Raw genomic sequence first — 17,463 nt, 5'->3', positions numbered from 1 at the left:
GTGCCCGCATAATTTCTACCTGGAGGATTTTCGCGATGGATGCCAGCAAAAGCAAGCATATAGCGAACGATCTCGAAATCCGTTTCCATGCCGGCGGCGAAGACAAATGGACTGCCGACGTGGCCCTTGTTCCCCTCTGGGAAGGGGAGAACCTGCGCGAAACCTGTGCCGCACTGTACAGCGCAGCTCCCTTCCTGGAAATCGCCCCGGGCATGCGTGACGTGACCGGTCGCAAGGGCGAGATCAATATCGTGTACGGCCATCCGGAACTGCCCTATTCGAGGGTCATGTTCATCGGCATGGGCAAGGACAGCCATACCGAGCCAAACGCCATGGACATCCTGCGCGCGGCCTACGCCAACGGTCTGCGCAAGGCAAGGGGCATGCACTTCAACTCCGTGCATATCCCCTGGTCCAGCCTGGACCGCTTCGGGAATGCCGAGCGCGTGCTTGAGGAGGCCGTCTATGCCTGCGTGCTGGCAAACTACCAAAGCGCCAGATTCAAGAAAACCACGCGCGAGGATCTCACCCCCGGTGTCGAATGGCTGGCTGTCGGCTTCACGGACAAGTTCGTGCCGGAGAATGCCCGCCAGGCCGCAAGGCGCGGGGAAAGGGCTGCCCTGACAGTGATACGCGCAAGAAAGCTTGCCTCCGCTCCGGGCAATGTGCTGAACCCCGTCTCCTACGCCGAAAAGGCCATGGAGCTTGCCAAGGAAAACGGACTTTCCTGCGAGATCCTGGACGAGAAGGCTCTGGCCGAACAGGGCTTTGGCGCCCATCTGGCTGTGGGCAGGGGCTCTGCCACGCCTCCCCGCCTCGTCATCCTCGAACACGCCCCCAAGGGCCACGAGGACGAGGCCCCCATTGTCTTCATAGGCAAGGGTATCACCTTTGACTCTGGCGGCATTTCCCTGAAGCCCTCTGCCGACATGCATCAGATGAAGGGCGACATGACGGGTTCCGCAGCTGTTCTTTCTGCTGTGCTCACCCTTGCAGAGGAAGAGGTGCCCCGCCGCATCATAGGCCTTCTGGCCCTGGCAGAGAACATGCCCGACGGCAATGCTACAAGGCCGGGCGACGTTGTGCAGGGCTACTCCCACGACATGATCGAGATCGTGAACACGGACGCAGAGGGACGCCTGGTCCTGTGCGACGCCATAGCCTATGCCTGCAGGCGCTGGCATCCCGAGGTCATGGTGGACGTTGCGACTCTGACAGGGGCCTGCATGGTTGCCCTTGGCGACGAGCTCGGCGGCCTTTTCAGCAACGACGACGATCTTGCCAACCTCATCCTGAGCGCAGGCCACTGCGCTGGCGAGGAATACTGGCGCATGCCCCTGTGGAAGGGCTACAACAAGAAGCTGGAAAGCCCCATTGCGGACATCTGCCACACGGCCTTTGGCAGGGCTGGCGGCGCCATCACGGCAGCACTCTTCCTTGAGCATTTCGTGCTTGAGGGAACGCGCTGGGCGCATCTGGACATAGCTGCCCTGGACTGGAAGGACACGCCGTCTGCCCTGTGCGACAAGGGTGCCACCGGCTTCTCGGCCAGAACACTGCTTGAACTTGGTCGCGGAGGCGCAGCATGAGCGGAAAGGTCTATCTCATAGGCGCAGGCCCGGGCGATTTCGGCCTTCTGACCCTGAGGGCCAAGGAAGTGCTCGAGACTGCAGACGTGGTCGTCTACGACGCGCTTGCCAACGCAAACTACCTCTCCCTGGCCCGAAAGGACGCAGAGTGCATCTATGTGGGCAAGATAGCGGACAAGCATGCCTTGAAGCAGCACGAAATCAATGCCCTCCTTGTTGCCAAGGCACAGGAAGGCAAGCGTGTGGCCCGCCTGAAGGGCGGGGATCCCTACATATTCGGCCGCGGCGGGGAAGAGGCGCAGGAACTTCTGCAGGCAGGCATACCCTTCGAGGAAGTGCCTGGCATATCCTCCACCATTGCAGCGCCTGCCTATGCCGGCATTCCCCTGACCCACAGGGACTTTGCCTCCTCCGTTACCATCGTGACCGGGCACGAGAATCCGGACAAGGAAAAGAGCGCCATCAACTGGGACGCCCTCGCAAGGTCCGCCTCCACCCTGGTCTTTGTCATGGGCATGAAGAATCTGCCCCATATCGTGGAAAACCTTCTTGCAAGCGGCCTTGCCCCGGAAACTCCGGCAGCTCTGGTCTACAGGGGCACGACGCCCAGGCAGCGCTCGCTTGTGGCAACACTCGCCACCCTGCCCGAAGAGGCCGTGAAGCAGGGCTTTACCAACCCCTCGGTCATCGTGGTGGGCAAGGTGTGTACCCTGCACGACGAGCTCAACTGGTTCGAGCAAAAGCCTCTGTTTGGCCGCCGCATCGTGGTGACCAGGGCTAGGGAGCAGGCAAGCTCACTCGCAAGGACCCTGCAGGAACTCGGCGCCGAGGTTGTGGAATTTCCCACCATCCGCATCGAACCTTTGGAAGACAACTCCGCCCTTGAGAAGGCTATGGAAAACCTTGCCTCCTACAAGTGGATCGTCTTTACCTCGGTGAACGGCGTGCGTTTCTTCTGGCAAACTTTAAGAAAGTCTGGACGCGATGCGAGAGCCCTTGGGTTAGCCCGCATTGCGGCCATTGGACCTGCCACTGCCAAGGCTCTGGAAGAGCGCGGGCTTTTTGCGGACCTTGTGCCACCGAAGTACGTTGCCGAGAGCGTTGTGGAAGCCCTGGAGAAGACCGCCTCCTTGAAGGACGCACGCGTGCTTTTGCCAAGGGCAGCCAAGGCCAGGGAAGTCCTTCCCGACTGCCTTGCGAAGGCTGGAGCCACAGTGGACGTTGTTGCCTGCTACGAAACCGTGCCGGAGGAAGCGCCAAGGGAGGAAATCCTCAAGCGCATTCTTGCAGGCGATGTGGACTGCGTGACCTTTGGTTCCTCCTCCACAGTGGACAACTTCTTCTCCCTTGTCCCGGAAAAGACCATGCAGGAGCACCCGGAAGTCCTGCTCGCTGCCATAGGCCCTGTCACTGCCAAGACGCTTGAGGGGCATGGCCTGAAACCCGGTCTTGTGCCGGACAACTTCTCCATTCCCCATCTTGTGGAGGCTCTGACCGTCCACTACAGCAAGGAGTGATCACATGTCTCTGCCCATAGCCATTGTCGCCTCAGGAAACGGGACCAATGCCCAGGCCATGATTGACCTCATGCACAAGGGTATTCTCGATGTGGACATCAGGCTCATCTTCTGCAACCGTCCCAACGCCCGTGTCATCGAGCGTGCCAAGGCTGCAGGCATTCCCTGGCAAATGGAGGATCACAAGCTCTATCCCACACGCGAGGCCTTCGACGCAGTGATGATCGATGCCTTGAAGAAAAGCGGTGCAGAGCTCGTTGTCCTTGCTGGCTACATGCGTCTTCTGACCCGATCCTTCCTCGACGCCTTCAAAAATCGCGTGGTGAACATCCACCCCTCGCTTCTGCCTGCCTTTGGTGGCGGCGTGCACGCAGGCCCGGACGCCTTGGCCTATGGTGTCAAGCTCTCCGGTTGTACCGTGCATTTCGTGGAGATGGAGGTCGATTCCGGCCCCATCATCATCCAGGCTGGCGTTCCCTGTGATGCAGAGGACGACGAGGACAGCCTCATGACGCGCATCCATGCCCTTGAGCACCGCATCTACCCCCAGGCAGTGCAGTGGATAGCAGAGGGGCGCGTGAGCGTGGAAGGTCGCAAGGTGCACGTGGCAAAGGCTGACAGGCCTCTTGCCCAAAAGCCTTGCGACAGCCTTGTCTGGCCGCCCCTGGAGGAAGGTTTCTAGCCCAAGGAGGAAGGAGAGATGCTGGCAAAAACGTTTCGTCTGGTCTCTTCGCTTTGCCTTTCATTCGTGCTGACAGTGGCTCTGTCCTGCCTTGCGCCCGCTGACACGCGGGCAGCCGCAGACCCTGTAGACCTTTTCGTCGAGGCCCTTCTTGACGCTGACACGGATACCCTGGACCGCCTTTTGGCCTCGAACTATGTCTTCATAGGCTCCAACGGCCACGTGCAGGACAAGGAACACTTTATTGCCTCCATCAGGAGCAGGAATCTGGTGGTCAAATCCGCCTCCTTCAAGAACCTGCGCGAGACCTCGGCAGGCCCTGTGCGCATGGTGACAGGCAACGGCACCTTTACCGCAGTCTCGAATCTGCCGCTTCCGTCCGGCCTCATGCGCGTGACCCTGGTTGCAGACAACACTGGTCCCAGGGAGCGCATTGTGCTTGTGCAGCTCACTCCGGTCATCCCCACAGCCCAGTGCGAGGACGGCAACTGCCTGATACGCTGAGGATATACTGAGGATACGCTGAATCCTGTTGCGATGCGCGGCAGCTCCAAATAACGGAAATAACACAAAAAGGCCCGGGAAAACATTGTTTTCCCGGGCCTTGATTGTCTTGTCAGCCTAGAGTTCGGGCGGAAGCTCGTCGAGTTCCTTCTGCGAGAACACAGGGCCATCGAGGCAGACGTACTTGCCGCCAATGCCGCAGCGGCCGCAGATGCCAATGCCGCACTTCATGCGCTTTTCCAGAGTGGTGTACACGTTCTCATGGGAGAAGCCCATTTCGTCGAGGGCCATGAGTGTGAACTTGATCATGATGGGCGGGCCGCAGAGGATGGCAACGCAGTTATCCGGGCTCGGGTTGAGCTTGCGCAGCACGTTGGGAATCATGCCCACCTCGTGCTTCCAACCCTCGGACTCCACGTCGATGGTGAGCGTGCAGTCGAGGTCTGGACGGCTCAGCCAGTTCTCGAGCTCGTACTTGTAGGGCATGAGCTCGGGATTCTTGCAGCCGTAGAGCAGGCTTATTTTCTCGTAGTCGCTGCTGTGCTCAAGGCAGTGCAGCATAATCGTCCTGATGGGGGCCATGCCTATGCCGCCGCCAATGAAGAAGAGCTTCTTGCCCTTCCACAGCTGGTAGGGGAAGGGGCGGCCGAGAGGAGCTCTCACGCCCACCTTGTCGCCCTTGCACAGGCTGTGGATGGCCGTGGTCACCTCGCCTGCCTGCATGACGGAGAACTGCAGATAGTCCTTCTGGGAAGGCGGCGTATTGATGACGAAGGTGGATTCGCCGGCGCCAAAGACCGAAAGCTGACCCACCTGGCCGGGCTCGAAGGTGAAGTTCTTCGCGATTTCCGGATCGTCCAGGGTGACGCGTATGGTCTTGATGTTCGGGGCCTCGGTGATGACCTCGAGGACTGTCGCCTCCATGGGCTTGTAGGGATTGCCGGCATTGACGGGCCTGGCAACGATTTCTGTAAGCTTGGAGCCGTCCTTGTTGGGCACAAGCTTGATCCTGGGCTCGGCTGCGGCAGGCTTTGCCTTGGCCTCGGGCTCAGGCTTGGCCTCGGGTTCAGGCTTGGCCTGGGCCTTGGGCTTTGCTGCGGTCTTGGGCTTGCTTTCCGCGGGCTTTGCCGCGACAGGCTGGGCCTCGGTCTCGGGAGCCTTGACCTCTTCCTGCACGACAGGAGCCTGCTCCTGGACCTCGACGACCTTTTGGGCAGCCCTTGCTTGTGAAGAAGTCCTGGTTGTCTTCTTCTTTTCCGCACCGGTCTTGGTGCCTTGCTTCTTTGTCTTTGTTGCCATTCCCTACTCCTTGGTCCCGTATTCAATGGCATCAAGCACAATGCGCCTGATATCGATGCGTGCAGGGCAGTTGCTGATGCAGCGCCCGCAGCCCATGCAGGAGAACGCGCCCCAGTTTTCCGGATAGGTGGCAAACTTGTGGGTCACACGCTGACGCATGCGTTCCGCCTTCGTGGCCCTGGGGTTGTGTCCGCTGGCCTCTCTGGTGAACAGCGAGCTCATGCAGTTGTCCCAGCTGCGCAGACGGCGTCCGGGCTTGCCCATACCGCTGCCCTCATCTGTCATGTTGAAGCAGTAGCAGCTGGGGCAGAAGTAGGTGCAGGCACCGCAGGAAAGGCAGCGATCGGTTTCCCTGGTCCAGAAATCCATGTCCGTAAAGCGCTCAAGCACGCGATCTGGAGCGAATTTCAGGTCTTCCTTGGCGATAAGCGTCTGCCAGGCCTTCTTGCGGATCTCCATGACGTCCGCTTCCCTGTCGGCAGCGTCTGCCAGGGGAGAGGCTTCGAGCAGGGCCTTGCCCTTGTCCGTCACGGCCTGCAGGACAAAGCCATCGCTAAGCTCTGTCATGAGCACGTCCGAACCTTCGGGCGAGGAGGGGCCTGCGCCAACCCAGTGGCAGAAACATGTGTTGCAGCCGGAGTTGCAGGTCAGGGTGATGACAGTCAGGCTGTTGCGCCTGGCCGTGTAGTAGGGGTCCTTGTAGAGGCCGTTCATGAAGGGCCTGTCCAGGGTGGCGTAGCCCCTGGCGTCACAGGAACGGGTGGCAAAGACCACGGTAGGAGTGGCTTCCGGGGTGTCGTCCAGCTTCAGCAGGAATTTGTCCGGCTCTTCGGGGTTCCTGGTCTTGGTGTAGGTGACCAGGGTCTCGGTCTGGGGGAGGACGGCTTCCTTGGCAGGCACAGTGGCCTTGTCAAGGGTGAATGCCAGGCCCTCATGCCACGGCTCGAACACCACCGAAGGCTTGGTTCCGGGCTTTGCCACCGGGACGAGGACGCGGTTCTCCTTGGCAAGAAAGGCAAGGAGAGCCGGTAAATCGGAGGATTTGGCGAATCTGAATGTGCCCATCTCACAGCTCCCTTTGCTTGATATTCTCTTCTTCTACCTTGTAGCAGAGCAGAGGCGGTGTCGCCTCCGGATCCATGCCGCTTTTGTAGTTGTCGAAGAGCTGGGATATAACGCGTACTATCTGCTGGCGCAGGGCGAGAATCGGGATGCCCACAGGACACGCGCGCTGGCATTCGCCGCACAGTGTGCAGCGGCCGGCAAGGTGCACGGCGTGTATGCACTGGAAATAGAGCTTCTCGCGCACGTTCCATTCCTGGGAGATGAAGTGCGGCTCGCGCGAATCTGCAATGCAGTAGTCGCGGCACACGCACATGGGACAGGCGTTGCGACAGGCATAGCAGCGCAGGCAGCGGTCCATTTCACCCTTCCAGAAGGCAAAGCGCTGCTCGAGCGTCATGGCATCGAGCATGGCCAGTTCTGGAGGCGTCACGGGAGAGCCAGTGATCTGGGGCATGTCGCCAAAGGACTCGTCCGCGTTCTTTGCCAAGGGCATGGCGCAGTTGTAGCACTTGCCCTGGGCGCAGTCCGTGATGCAGAAGCGGTGTTCCTTGCCGTCTGCCGTGATGGTCACGCCGGCCTCGTCGTACTCGACCTTGTCGATCTTGAGATAGCGGCCGAGCTCCCTGTCTATGCGGGCCATGTCGAAGGTTCCCTCGCAGGGCATGGCAAAGAGAACGATGTTCTCCTTGTCGATGAGCTTTTCCTGCAGGAGCTCTACTACGGATTTGCTGTCGCACCCCTTCACCACAAGGCCGATCTTTTTCTTCTTGGCAAGGGGAAGGCCAGAGCCGATAAGTTCGTTCACGTAGGTTGCGGGGTTGTTCACATTGAACGGGCCCCACACAAGACGGTCCACGTCCTCTTCGGTGCGCATGAAGAGTGGTACGGTGTGGGCGTCGTCGTAGCCCTTCTGCCAGCCAATGACCACATCGAGGTCCTTGAGCCGGGCCTTGATGGCGTTCTTGAGATCGTCGAGCGGAGCCTTCTGGCCTGTGCCGAGCGGGCGCAGGGGCTTCAAGGCCATTTCCGCCATCTCTAAGAGGGGCTCTGCGTCCTCAAGCCTGGGCGCTGGTCCAAGCTCATGGATGCGGGCCGTAAAGTTGGTCACCACCTGCTGCCAGCGGGCACCTTCGGAAGCAGACACCCAGGTGTACTCGAAGCGCCTGTCGTCTATGCCCAGGATGGGCAAAAACTGCTTCAGCACTTCGAGGCGGCGCCTTGCGTAGAAGTTGCCTGCGGAATAGTGGCAGTCGTTGGGATGGCATCCGGACACAAGGACGCCGTCTGCGCCGTTTAAGAGGGCGCGCAGGATGAAAAGGGGATCTATGCGTCCCGAGCAGGGGACGCGGATGATACGCAAGTCTGTGGGCTGCGTTGCTCTGGCAACACCTGCGGTGTCAGCGCCACCATAGGAGCACCAGTTGCACAAAAAGGCCACAATCCTGAGTTCTTTGCCTTCTAGAACTGGCATAACAGGTTCACCTCCGCAAGTATCTCGTTGTCAGTGGCATGGGAGAGCTGGATGGCACCCTGCGGGCAGGTGGCGGTACACAGACCGCAACCCTGGCAAACGGTGTCGATAACCTTGGCCTTGACCTGACCGCGGAACTCTTCCTCCCTGATGGCGCCAAAGGGACAGCAGCGGATGCACTTGCCGCAGGCAACGCAGCGCGCAGCGTTCACATGGGCGATCTGGGGATCGTTTTCCAGCTTGTCGCGGGCAAAGAGCGAGAGGACCTTGGCAGCTGCAGCCGAGCCTTGGGCCACGGAGCTCGGGATGTCCTTGGTGCCCTGACAGACACCGGCCAAAAAGACGCCGGCTGTGTTGGTTTCCACCGGACGCAGCTTGGGATGGCCTTCGAGGAAGAAGCCGTACTGGTCGTAGGAAATGCGCAGCTTCTCGGCAAGGTGCGAGGCGCCCTTGCTGGCGTTGATGCCTACTGCGAGGACTACCAGATCGCAGGGCACTTCCACGCGTTGTCCGAGCAGGGTGTCTGTGCCGCAGACAATGAGCTGGCCTGTGCCGTCGGGGTAGATCTTGGAAACGCGGCCGCGGATGTACTCTGTGCCGTATTCCTCCACTGCCCTGCGGGTGAACTCGTCGTAGAGCTTTCCTGCAGCGCGGATGTCCATGTAGAAAACGTAGGACTGGGAATCCGGGATGTGGTCCTTGGTGAGGACTGCCTGTTTGGCCGTGTACATGCAGCAAAAGCCGGAGCACAGGGGGCGACCAATGGACTTGTCGCGCGAGCCCACGCACTGAATGAAGACAATGCGCTTGGGTTCCCTGCCGTCAGAGGGGCGCTTGATGTGGCCGCCAGTGGGGCCCGAGGCGTTTAAGAGACGCTCGTACTGCAGGGAGGTAATGACGTCGGGGTACTTGCCTCCGCCGTACTCCTCGTACACGGTCCAGTCCATGAGATCGTAGCCTGTGGCTGCGATGACGCTGCCGACCTTGACGTTGATGATCTCGTCCTTGCGCTCGTAGTCAATGGCCTTGGTGGGGCAGATCTTGGCGCAGATGCCGCATTTTCCGGTGGTGAGCTTGCGGCAGTAGTCGGGATTGATGGAGGCGCGCTTGGGTATGGCCTGGGGGAAGGGAATGTTGATGGCAGTGGTGAGGCCGACATTCTCGTTGAATCGGTCGGGCACGTTCTTGCTCGGACACTTTTCCGTACAGGCTCCGCAGCCGGTGCACTTGTCCCAATCCACGTAGGTGGTCTTCTTGCGTATGGTCACGTCGAAGTTGCCAACGTAGCCAGTGATGTCCTCCACCTCGGAAGCGGCATAGAGGGTGATGTTCGGATGCTGGGCCACGTCCACCATCTTGGGGCCAAGGATACAGGCCGAACAGTCGACGGTGGGGAAGGTCTTGTCGAGCTTTGCCATCTTGCCGCCGATGGTGGGCTCCCTTTCGACCAAGATGACCGGAATGCCGCCTTCAGCGCAGTCGAGGGCAGCCTGAATGCCGGCTATGCCGCCGCCGATGATGAGCACCTTCTTGGTGACATCAAAGGACTGGGAGTAGAGCGGACGGTTGTTGCGCAGTTTGGCAACTGCCATGCCGATAAGCTCGCAGGCCTTGTTGGTATTGGCTTCCTTGTCCTTGCCGATCCAGGAAACGTGTTCGCGGATGTTGGCCATTTCGAACATGTAGCGGTTGAGGCCTGCACGCTCCACTGTGCGGCGGAAGGTGGGCTCGTGCATGCGCGGCGAACAGGAGGCCACGACAACACCGGTGAGCTCGTAGTCGTGAATGGCCTTCTCGATGGCTGCCTGGCCGGGCTCGGCACAGGTGTACATGATGTCCGCGGCGTAGACCACATCGGGAAGGGAGAGGGCACTTTCGGCAGCGGCCTTGCAGTCAACTGTTCCCGCAATGTTGCTGCCGCAGTGACAGACAAAAACGCCTATTCTCATGCTGCGCCTCCTGTGGCTTCCATGCGGGCGGTGTTGAGGGCCTGGATGCGGTCCACAATCCTGTCTGCGCTGACAATGAGCTTGCCAAGACCCAGAGTCTTGGGATCACAGCCGAAGGCAAGTCCCATAAGCTGAGTGTAGTACAAAACCGGAATCCGGAACCTGGCATTGGCCTGCCTTTCGGCCTGTTTCTGGCGCAGATCAAGATTCATCTGGCACAAGGGACAGCACACGACAATGCAGTCCGCTTCCATCTTGGTTGCCACGTCGAGAATGCGGCCGGAGTTCACGGAGGTGAGCGGACGGTGCGGGATGCCGGCGGACGCGCCGCAGCATTCCGTCTTCAGGGGAAAGTCGATGATGCTGTCTGCTCCACAGGCTGTGAGCAGTTCCTCCATGAGGGTGGGGTTTTCCGGATCCCCGAAGTTCATGAGATCTGCGGGCCTGCTCATCAGACAGCCGTAGTAGGGAGCGATGCGGATGCCGGCAAGGCTCATGCGCACATGCTTCTTGATGTCCTCAGCAGAGCAGAGCTTGCCTATCATCTGCATGACCGAAGTGGCTTCGGGCAGGCTTTCCGGGGAAGGCTCGTCCAAAAGCTCGTCCACGCGCTTTTTGAAATCGGGGTTTTTCATCCTCTCCTTGGCGTGGAGCAGGTTGGAGAGGCAGCTCGGACAGGGTGTCATGACAACGTCTGCACCCTGCTTTGTGGCCTGCACGAGGTTTCTTGTGCAAAGGGCTGCGGAGAGTTCCGTGCTCACTGCGTGGGCAGGCGTTGAGCCACAGCAGTTCCACTGGTCGATTTCGCTGGAAACAATGCCCAGGATGCGGCACACCTCGTTTGAGGAAAGTTCGTAGTCGAGGGAAGAACCCTTGGCAGAACAGCCGGGATAGTAGCCTATTTTCATGGACGTACTCATGGACGGACTCCTTCTCGCTTTGCCCTTTCCTCATAGCGCTTGAAAATGCGGGCAACAGCCTTGGCTCCACCTTCCGGCACAACATGGGGCTTGAATCCAAGCTTGCCCTTGCTAAGAGCGCCTGGCGCAAGATCCACGTCCGTGGTCAGGCGCAGGGAGCGCAGCATGTACAAAACCATGGTTCCGATTTCAAAGCTGCGTCCAAAGGCACGGACAGTGTTGAGGAAGGAAAGCCAGAACTTGTTCATGACAGGGACGTTGACCCTGTTTTCCCGTCTGGCCATGTGGCGCAACGTCTCCATGACATTGGCAACATCGATGTTGTTGGGGCAGCGCAGGCTGCACGTCGAACAGGACAGGCACATCCAGATGGATTTGGAGTTCAGCACCTTGTCCTTGAGTCCCAGCTGCACGGCGCGCATGATCTGATTGGTCTGCAGATCGTAGGTAAAGGCCGCGGGACAGCCCGCGGAGCAGTTCCCGCACTGATAGCAGTTTGAGACCTTTTGCCCGCTTTCGGCCTCGACCTCCCTAATGAAGGAGAGGTCTCGCCCGTGGACAATGTTTAATGGGGTATCTTGCATGGCAACTCCTCAGAAAAACCCGTTGGCAAGACGGATGGGTTTGAGGCGAGATGTGACGCTAGTCACAAGAGGCCTGTGCAAGCAGTTTCTTGGGCACAGGCCTCTGAAGATATGGACTTTACCGATAACTGTACCCTTTTTCAGCAACAAAGGCTAGAGGGGAGAGAATTTTGCGGCAAAAGGCACCCATGGCCAAGGTGTCGGGATAAGGCCGGATTGCTGTCACCTGCCCTTGCAGCGAGGATGCCCGCAAGGCCCGCTCGGCTGGCCCTGCATGGTCGTATCCTGTCAATATCCCGAACTTTTGCAGTTTTGTTGCGCTTTTCGTGACTGGCAGGGCCTATGGGAGAAAGGGGGAGAGACTCTTGCAAAAATATCGCTTTTGGCAAAAAAAAGGGTCGAAAACTCGAAGCTCCGGAGAGCCCCGGGGGATTGCAAGCACCAAAAAAAGCCTCTTCAGTGAGAAGAGGCCTTGGGCCACGAAGCCTTCGTGGCAGGGAGAACAAATGCCAAACCACGACTACCTTATTCTGCACGGCATCAATCTCAACATGTTTGGTCGTCGCGATGCGAGGGTGTACGGCACGGCCACGCTGGAAGACATCAACCGCGCCCTGCTCAATGTCGCAAGCCAGATGGGCGTGCGCCTGGACTTTTTTCAGTCCAACCACGAGGGGGCCATGGCAGAGCGCATACACCGCGCCCTGGACGACGGGACCAGGGGCGTTGTCATCAACGCTGGCGCCTGGACACACTACAGCTACGGCCTTCTGGACGCTCTGAATATCCTGTCTGTGCCCATTGTGGAAGTGCACATGTCCCATGTGGCGAGCAGGGAAGAGTTCAGACGCCATTCCGTCATAGCCCCTGCCTGCTGCGGCACAATTGCCGGCTTTGGGGTGAACAGCTACCTTCTTGGGCTCATGGCCCTGGATCAGGTGGTGCAGGAGCGGGAAGCGAAGCTGCGCAGGGCGGAAGAGGCCTGCACAGGGCCAATACCTGGCATGATACCGGACCCCTTTGCCAGCTAGGGGCCCGGTACAGGGCATTTTTTAGGCAAACTGCCTGCGGGCAGCGGCAAAGCCTTCCTTCGAATTGCGGATGACGGATTCGTCCACGCAGAACGCGAGCCTGAAGTAGCCGGGGCAGCCGAAACCCGAGCCAGGCACGCCGAGCACGCGCTGGGAGGTGAGCACCTCGATGAAGGCCTTGTCGTCTGCTATGGGAGATTTGGGGAAGAAGTAGAAGCTTCCGCGGGGTATGTTGAACTCGTAGCCGGCCTCGGTGAGCACTTCGGCCATGGCGTTGCGACGCCTTGTGTAGATCTCTACGTCAACACTTGCGCCAAGGGCTGCGGCCATGATGTGCTGGCCTATGATGGGCGCGTTCACATAGCCAAGGATACGGTTTGTGATGGTGAGGGCTGCCATGAGCTCTCCCCTGTTTTCCAGCAAGGGCGAGACGGCTATGTAGCCTATGCGCTCGCCTGGCAGGGAGAGGTTCTTGGAGAAGGAGCTTACGCACACGGCATAGGGGTAGAGGGGCAGCACCGAGGGCACCTCGGCTCCGTCGTAGGCAAGGAAGCGGTAGGGCTCGTCGGAAATGAGCCAGACGGGATGGTTGTATTCCCTGGTCTTTTTCTCGAGCAGGGACACAAGCTCCTTCAGTTCCTCAAGGGTGTAGATGGCACCAGTGGGGTTGTGGGGAGAGTTGATGAGCACGGCCCTGGTCCTTGGGGACATTGCCTTTTCCAATGCCTCCACATCCGGGGCAAAGGTGTCCTTCTTGCTTGGCACTGTGGCAAGGGTGCCGCCGTGGTTGGCAACATAGAAGCCGTATTCCACAAAGTAGGGCGCAAAGGTCAGCATTTCCTCGCCGGGATTGATGATGGCCTTGAGCAGGGCGTTCAGGGCAGAGGCAGCGCCTGCGGAAAGCAAAACGTCGTTTGCGGAAAGCTCGACGCCCTGTTCTTTCGAAAGCCATTTGGCAAGGGCCTCCCTGGCCCAGGGGGCGCCGGCATTGGGCGTATAGCCAAAGGCAAAGGCCTCGTGGGCCTTGTCTGCAAAGGCCTTCAGGCCGTCCACAACCTCTTTCGGAGCGGGAAGATCGGGATTGCCCAGGGAAAAGTCGTACACATTTTCTGGCCCGTATTTTTTCTTGAGCTCAATGCCTGCCTCGAACATGCGGCGGATGAGCGAAGAGTTCGCGACATAGCCCTGAACGGTCTGGGAAAGCAGTTCCATATGTTTTTGTCTGCGCTGTTAAGCCTGGCACAAGCAGGGGAGAGAGCGCAGCCTCCGTAAGAATTCTCCTGATGATGAATACGCAAGGCCCTTGTCTTCCCCTGTGCCCCTTGGGTCTCAAAAGCCCCTGAGGCGCACGGGAAGCCTGAGGCCAGCCGCAGTATTGTCTTGCAAGAAGAGGCTGGCCTGTCAAGCTGCGCCACCCCCGCCTTTGGCGGGGTGAAACAGGAGCAGACCGCATCCTTTCCCCTGTCACAGGGCAACAAAAAAGGGAGGAAAGTCTTCCTCCCTGTATCTGAAGTACAAATCCGGCTGGCTGTACCGTCTGACTGTACAGTTTGATTGTGCCGGATGAACAGTCTATTCGAGGGTGATAAGGTAGTCGCTGATGGCCAGGGGCTGGGACAAGTCCTTGCTCATGCAGTAGACTGTATAGCGGTAGGTCTTTTCGCTGGGATTGGAGGGGCAGGGGCTGCGGTACATGTTGAGCAGACCACCCTCGGGAATGATGTCCGCGCCGTCGGAATTCAGGCCGCCGTACACCCAGCGTCCCCCGCCAATGTAGCGCTCGGGAGAAGTGCCCACCAGGGAGACGCGAACCTCGTAGTAGCTGGTTCCTCTCGGGGGATTGTACACCGTGATTTCGGGAGAGATGCGCGAACAGCGATGCCTGTCGCCGAAATTGACCTCCACCCGTGTGCCTTCGGGTTCGTCTGGCGTGTTGGAAGCAGCACAACCGGCGAGAAGGGAAGATCCAAGAAGCACGCAGGAGAAGAGAAGGCACGAGAGACGGCCCATGGGAACCTCCGGAAAAGGGGCAGAAATTTTCTATAAATCCTAGCGCAAGGGCATTGCTTTGGCAAGACAATGAAAAGTGATTTCAGCGCTGGCCAGCGCCGAAGAACACGCATGTTCCAGGAAACGGCAGGAATGTGTGGCAAGTCTCTTCCCAGAGAGCGAATACCGTTGCGTGATCCTCAGGTGGCAGACAGGTGAAAAATCGCGCAAAGCCGGATTTCCCTGCGCATTTTCTCCCAAACCCTGTCTTTTTCAGGGGAAGGTCTTTTCCAGCACCCCTGTTTGCAGGGACAAAAAAACGGCGGACAAGCCGCCGTTGAAAGGTTGGGAAACTATTCGTCGTCCTCGTTTCTGGGGGTGAGCTTTGCCTCAACCCTTGTGCGTATGCGACGGCGCTCCTTCGTGGCCTCGGCTTCCTGGATGCGCTTGAGGGCAGGAATGGGCAGGCCGTTGTACATGGGCCAGAAGCCGGGGTAGAGCTCTGTCAATATGCTCGGATTGTTCAGGGAGAAGCCCTGGTTGTGGCGAACGCAGGCGCAAAGTGCCAGGGCGTGGGCCCAGGCCGGGGAGGGCGCAGTCCACAGGGGACCGTGCTCGCCTTCGTGCTCAAGGGGCGAAATTTCCGTGTTCAGGATCTTCAGACCGCAGGCTCTGGAGAAGCTTTCGCCTTCCCTTGCGATCTCGGGATCGATATTCTGGGGCACTGTGGCGTGTCCATGCTTCAGAGCCTGGGCGCAGGCAAGGGCAAAGGGCAGGGTTGCAAGGCTTTGCGGAAGGTTCTCGGGAACGGTCAGGGTCACGTCGGGAAGCTCGTACTTGCTGCCGGCCTCAAGGCGTACCCTCGAAGCGTCTGCGGTCAGAGAAAGGTTGAGCTGACCAAGGAGAGCCTCGACGGCACTTGTTTCAACGCCTGCAGGCCAAAGACCTCTTAAGGAGATGGTTCCGCCAAGCACGGGAGCGAGGGAAAGAACAAGGGCGCTCAAACCGGGATCCATGGCAATTTCGGGCTCTGCGGGAAGGGTACCCTCCCAGGGAGCGATGTGAAGCCTGCTTCCCTCTTCCCTGATTTCGCAGCCTGCCATGGAAAGGGTGGGCAAGAGGAAGGAAAGCATGGACGAGCGCGCACCAGCGTCAAGGGCGCCCAAATCGATGACAATCTGCCTGCCGTAGAAGGGGGCTGCGATAATGAGGGCTTCCACAAATTCCGCAGGCAGATCCGCAGGAAGGACGATGGTATCCGGCAAAAGCCCGGAGCACTCCACTCTCAAGGGCAGGCCCTCGGTCTTGGGCACAAGGGGAATGATGCGGGAGCCAAGCTCGGGCAAAAAGTGGCGCAGGGGCGTAAAGTTTGCGAGCCTGAGCTCGGTTCCGCCGCTGAACCTTGTGTGTCCCGGCCTTCCGATATAATGGGCAAGGCCAAGGTAGAAGTTGAAGGGATTCTTGCCCACGTGCAGGACCTTGTCCGGCGTGCCGGCAGGGGTGCAGTCCGTGCCGTGACGGATGACATTGCCGTCGCGGTGCAGATTGGCTCCCATGAGGTTGAACATGTGCACGCAGTCGGACACTGCGTCGTTGACAAGGGCCTTGCCTATCTGCAGGGGCTTGCCTGTCATGGCAGCAATGGCAATCCACACCTGGGTTGCATGCTGATCCCTGGGACCTTCCATGTCGATGTTGACGGGTTTTTGCTGGGGGGCAAGGTTGAAGGCCGTCCTTCTTGTCTGGTTTTCCTCGGAGGGCGGAGGCAGGAAGTCCACTTCCTGCAAAAGATTGAACAGACGGCTGGTGAGCAGGGGGTCGGAGCTGATTTTCGAGGCCTGTCCTTCCCATGACTCACGCAAGAATCTTTCGTCCTGGGGGGTAAGTCTGTTTGATCCCCGCATCATGCGCACAAGCACGTTGTGGCGCTGCAAGAGGAGGGAAAGAATCTGTCTGTCTATGTCCCTGACGGTTTCCCGCATGGGCGGGCGCTTTTCCTGACTCGCGTCGTTCATCAAAATAGTTCGGCGCGGTACCACCCGGCAAAAGCTGGGAGAGAGCGCCGCCTCCTGTGTTGTGTTGAGGTGTGGGAGAGAAGGAAGGCGTGCGCCGCAAGGACGGCACATCTGCTTTCCTTTTGTCTTGGACATTGCTGTCTTTGCGGTCCTCTCAGCTGCTATGAATCCGTGGCAATTACTGAACAGGCCCTTGGGATGGCAATGCACGGGAATTGGAAGCTCCTGACAGGAGGAAGGGTCCTCGAAGCCAGGGAAGAAGGGGCATATACCCTAGCACGTGCATGGGCGCAAGCAAAATGAGGGCCTTGAGCCCATTTTTTGCAAGAGCATGGGGCTTTTTGAACCAACTCTGCCTGCGCATTCCCCACTCGTAAGAGTGGGGTTAGCAGGCAGGTTATCCTGTTGTAGTTTGTATAACGGGTCGTAAACGCAAAAGAAACAAAAGGTAACTTTGGTATGTGTGCGTGATAGCCATTTCAGTATTGCTAAAGAGATAAAAGTCTGTTATGTCAAGTCCTTTCATCTTCCACCTGTTCTGCGCATGAGCCGGGAGGACGGCACAATGCAGATTTTCTCCAGCTACAAGGTTCGAATTGCCGAAAGCAATCAGAAAATCTCCAGGGGCTTTATCGATACACTCGAGCTATATCGTAGGGCCACCGACTATTTCATTGAGCGCATTCGGGAGCACTGGGGCAGCATTTTTGTGCAGGAGATGCCGGAATACAAGCAGATCAACCTGAGTTCCCGGGATGTTTTTACTACCACGGGTCTAATTCAGCTGAGGATCTGTACTAGTATACATACTTATCTCTCTGTAAATATAGTATAAAGCTTCAAGCCGT

Annotated in this window: 14 protein-coding genes; 5 read left to right on the top strand and 9 right to left on the bottom strand. The window is 58.8% G+C overall.

Translation table 11 applies throughout. The annotated features are described in order from the left end of the window. The first annotated feature begins 35 nt into the window (after nt 1–35). From B5F76_RS11950 to B5F76_RS11935, 4 genes are read left to right on the top strand one after another with little or no spacing between them, the layout of a single operon-like run. A complete protein-coding gene (locus tag B5F76_RS11950; protein WP_087354865.1) occupies nt 36–1,589 on the top strand; it encodes a leucyl aminopeptidase in 1,554 nt (517 codons plus the stop codon). After that, nucleotides 1,586–3,106 carry a uroporphyrinogen-III C-methyltransferase gene (gene cobA, locus B5F76_RS11945; protein WP_087354863.1) on the top strand — a complete coding sequence of 507 codons (1,521 nt, stop codon included), beginning with the start codon at nt 1,586–1,588 and terminating at the stop codon, nt 3,104–3,106. The genes B5F76_RS11950 and cobA overlap by 4 nt, the downstream gene beginning before the upstream one ends. 4 nt (nt 3,107–3,110) lie before the next feature. Next, nucleotides 3,111–3,788, top strand: coding sequence for a phosphoribosylglycinamide formyltransferase (gene purN / locus B5F76_RS11940; protein ID WP_087354862.1), 678 nt, complete (start codon nt 3,111–3,113; stop codon nt 3,786–3,788). Between the two features lie 18 nt (nt 3,789–3,806). After that, nucleotides 3,807–4,292 carry a nuclear transport factor 2 family protein gene (locus tag B5F76_RS11935; RefSeq protein ID WP_087354860.1) on the top strand — a complete coding sequence of 162 codons (486 nt, stop codon included), beginning with the start codon at nt 3,807–3,809 and terminating at the stop codon, nt 4,290–4,292. 117 nt (nt 4,293–4,409) lie between these two features. Here B5F76_RS11935 and B5F76_RS11930 read toward each other — a convergent pair whose 3' ends face one another. The 6 genes from B5F76_RS11930 to B5F76_RS11905 all read right to left on the bottom strand — a co-directional run bounded on the left by B5F76_RS11930 (nt 4,410) and on the right by B5F76_RS11905 (nt 11,580). Beyond that, nucleotides 4,410–5,216, bottom strand: coding sequence for an FAD/NAD(P)-binding protein (locus tag B5F76_RS11930; protein ID WP_239407048.1), 807 nt, complete (start codon nt 5,214–5,216; stop codon nt 4,410–4,412). A gap of 378 nt (nt 5,217–5,594) precedes the next feature. Continuing rightward, nucleotides 5,595–6,656: a 4Fe-4S dicluster domain-containing protein gene (locus tag B5F76_RS11925; protein ID WP_087354856.1), complete on the bottom strand. Its 1,062-nt coding sequence runs from the start codon at nt 6,654–6,656 to the stop codon at nt 5,595–5,597. 1 nt (nt 6,657) lies between these two features. Further along, nucleotides 6,658–8,127 carry a hydrogenase iron-sulfur subunit gene (locus tag B5F76_RS11920; protein WP_087354854.1) on the bottom strand — a complete coding sequence of 490 codons (1,470 nt, stop codon included), beginning with the start codon at nt 8,125–8,127 and terminating at the stop codon, nt 6,658–6,660. After that, nucleotides 8,115–10,076: a CoB--CoM heterodisulfide reductase iron-sulfur subunit A family protein gene (locus B5F76_RS11915; RefSeq protein ID WP_087354851.1), complete on the bottom strand. Its 1,962-nt coding sequence runs from the start codon at nt 10,074–10,076 to the stop codon at nt 8,115–8,117. The genes B5F76_RS11920 and B5F76_RS11915 overlap by 13 nt, the downstream gene beginning before the upstream one ends. Next, on the bottom strand, nt 10,073–10,996 hold the full coding sequence (locus B5F76_RS11910) for a CoB--CoM heterodisulfide reductase iron-sulfur subunit B family protein (protein WP_239407046.1): 924 nt from the start codon (nt 10,994–10,996) through the stop codon (nt 10,073–10,075). The genes B5F76_RS11915 and B5F76_RS11910 overlap by 4 nt, the downstream gene beginning before the upstream one ends. Beyond that, complete coding sequence (locus B5F76_RS11905; protein ID WP_087354848.1) at nt 10,993–11,580, bottom strand: 4Fe-4S dicluster domain-containing protein; 588 nt, start codon at nt 11,578–11,580, stop codon at nt 10,993–10,995. The genes B5F76_RS11910 and B5F76_RS11905 overlap by 4 nt, the downstream gene beginning before the upstream one ends. Before the next feature lie 506 nt (nt 11,581–12,086). Here B5F76_RS11905 and aroQ point away from each other — a divergent pair. Continuing rightward, the gene (gene aroQ, locus B5F76_RS11900; protein WP_087354846.1) at nt 12,087–12,611 is read left to right on the top strand and encodes a type II 3-dehydroquinate dehydratase; all 525 of its coding nucleotides are present in this window, start codon (nt 12,087–12,089) and stop codon (nt 12,609–12,611) included. Nucleotides 12,612–12,632: 21 nt separating this feature from the next. Here aroQ and B5F76_RS11895 read toward each other — a convergent pair whose 3' ends face one another. From B5F76_RS11895 to B5F76_RS11885, 3 genes are all read right to left on the bottom strand, one after another. After that, nucleotides 12,633–13,823 (bottom strand): pyridoxal phosphate-dependent aminotransferase, encoded by a 1,191-nt coding sequence (locus B5F76_RS11895; RefSeq protein ID WP_087354843.1) that lies wholly within the window; start codon nt 13,821–13,823, stop codon nt 12,633–12,635. A 360-nt stretch (nt 13,824–14,183) separates the two neighbouring features. Beyond that, a complete protein-coding gene (locus tag B5F76_RS11890) occupies nt 14,184–14,621 on the bottom strand; it encodes a hypothetical protein (protein ID WP_087354841.1) in 438 nt (145 codons plus the stop codon). Between the two features lie 332 nt (nt 14,622–14,953). Further along, nucleotides 14,954–16,615 carry a 3-phosphoshikimate 1-carboxyvinyltransferase gene (locus tag B5F76_RS11885; protein WP_144268478.1) on the bottom strand — a complete coding sequence of 554 codons (1,662 nt, stop codon included), beginning with the start codon at nt 16,613–16,615 and terminating at the stop codon, nt 14,954–14,956. Nucleotides 16,616–17,463 lie beyond the last annotated feature (848 nt).

The sequence above is a fragment of the Desulfovibrio sp. An276 genome (assembly GCF_002159665.1).
GTDB lineage: Bacteria > Desulfobacterota > Desulfovibrionia > Desulfovibrionales > Desulfovibrionaceae > Desulfovibrio > Desulfovibrio faecigallinarum.
Note: the sequence above shows the minus strand (reverse complement) of the source record. Positions and strands in the feature narration are given on the sequence as shown.

Coding starts and splice junctions, on each gene's coding strand:
- B5F76_RS11950 (WP_087354865.1), top strand. CDS start 36: ATGGATGCCAGCAAAAGCAAGCATATAGCGAACGATCTCGAAATCCGT.
- cobA (WP_087354863.1), top strand. CDS start 1,586: ATGAGCGGAAAGGTCTATCTCATAGGCGCAGGCCCGGGCGATTTCGGC.
- purN (WP_087354862.1), top strand. CDS start 3,111: ATGTCTCTGCCCATAGCCATTGTCGCCTCAGGAAACGGGACCAATGCC.
- B5F76_RS11935 (WP_087354860.1), top strand. CDS start 3,807: ATGCTGGCAAAAACGTTTCGTCTGGTCTCTTCGCTTTGCCTTTCATTC.
- B5F76_RS11930 (WP_239407048.1), bottom strand. CDS start 5,216: ATGGAGGCGACAGTCCTCGAGGTCATCACCGAGGCCCCGAACATCAAG.
- B5F76_RS11925 (WP_087354856.1), bottom strand. CDS start 6,656: ATGGGCACATTCAGATTCGCCAAATCCTCCGATTTACCGGCTCTCCTT.
- B5F76_RS11920 (WP_087354854.1), bottom strand. CDS start 8,127: ATGCCAGTTCTAGAAGGCAAAGAACTCAGGATTGTGGCCTTTTTGTGC.
- B5F76_RS11915 (WP_087354851.1), bottom strand. CDS start 10,076: ATGAGAATAGGCGTTTTTGTCTGTCACTGCGGCAGCAACATTGCGGGA.
- B5F76_RS11910 (WP_239407046.1), bottom strand. CDS start 10,996: ATGAGTACGTCCATGAAAATAGGCTACTATCCCGGCTGTTCTGCCAAG.
- B5F76_RS11905 (WP_087354848.1), bottom strand. CDS start 11,580: ATGCAAGATACCCCATTAAACATTGTCCACGGGCGAGACCTCTCCTTC.
- aroQ (WP_087354846.1), top strand. CDS start 12,087: ATGCCAAACCACGACTACCTTATTCTGCACGGCATCAATCTCAACATG.
- B5F76_RS11895 (WP_087354843.1), bottom strand. CDS start 13,823: ATGGAACTGCTTTCCCAGACCGTTCAGGGCTATGTCGCGAACTCTTCG.
- B5F76_RS11890 (WP_087354841.1), bottom strand. CDS start 14,621: ATGGGCCGTCTCTCGTGCCTTCTCTTCTCCTGCGTGCTTCTTGGATCT.
- B5F76_RS11885 (WP_144268478.1), bottom strand. CDS start 16,615: ATGAACGACGCGAGTCAGGAAAAGCGCCCGCCCATGCGGGAAACCGTC.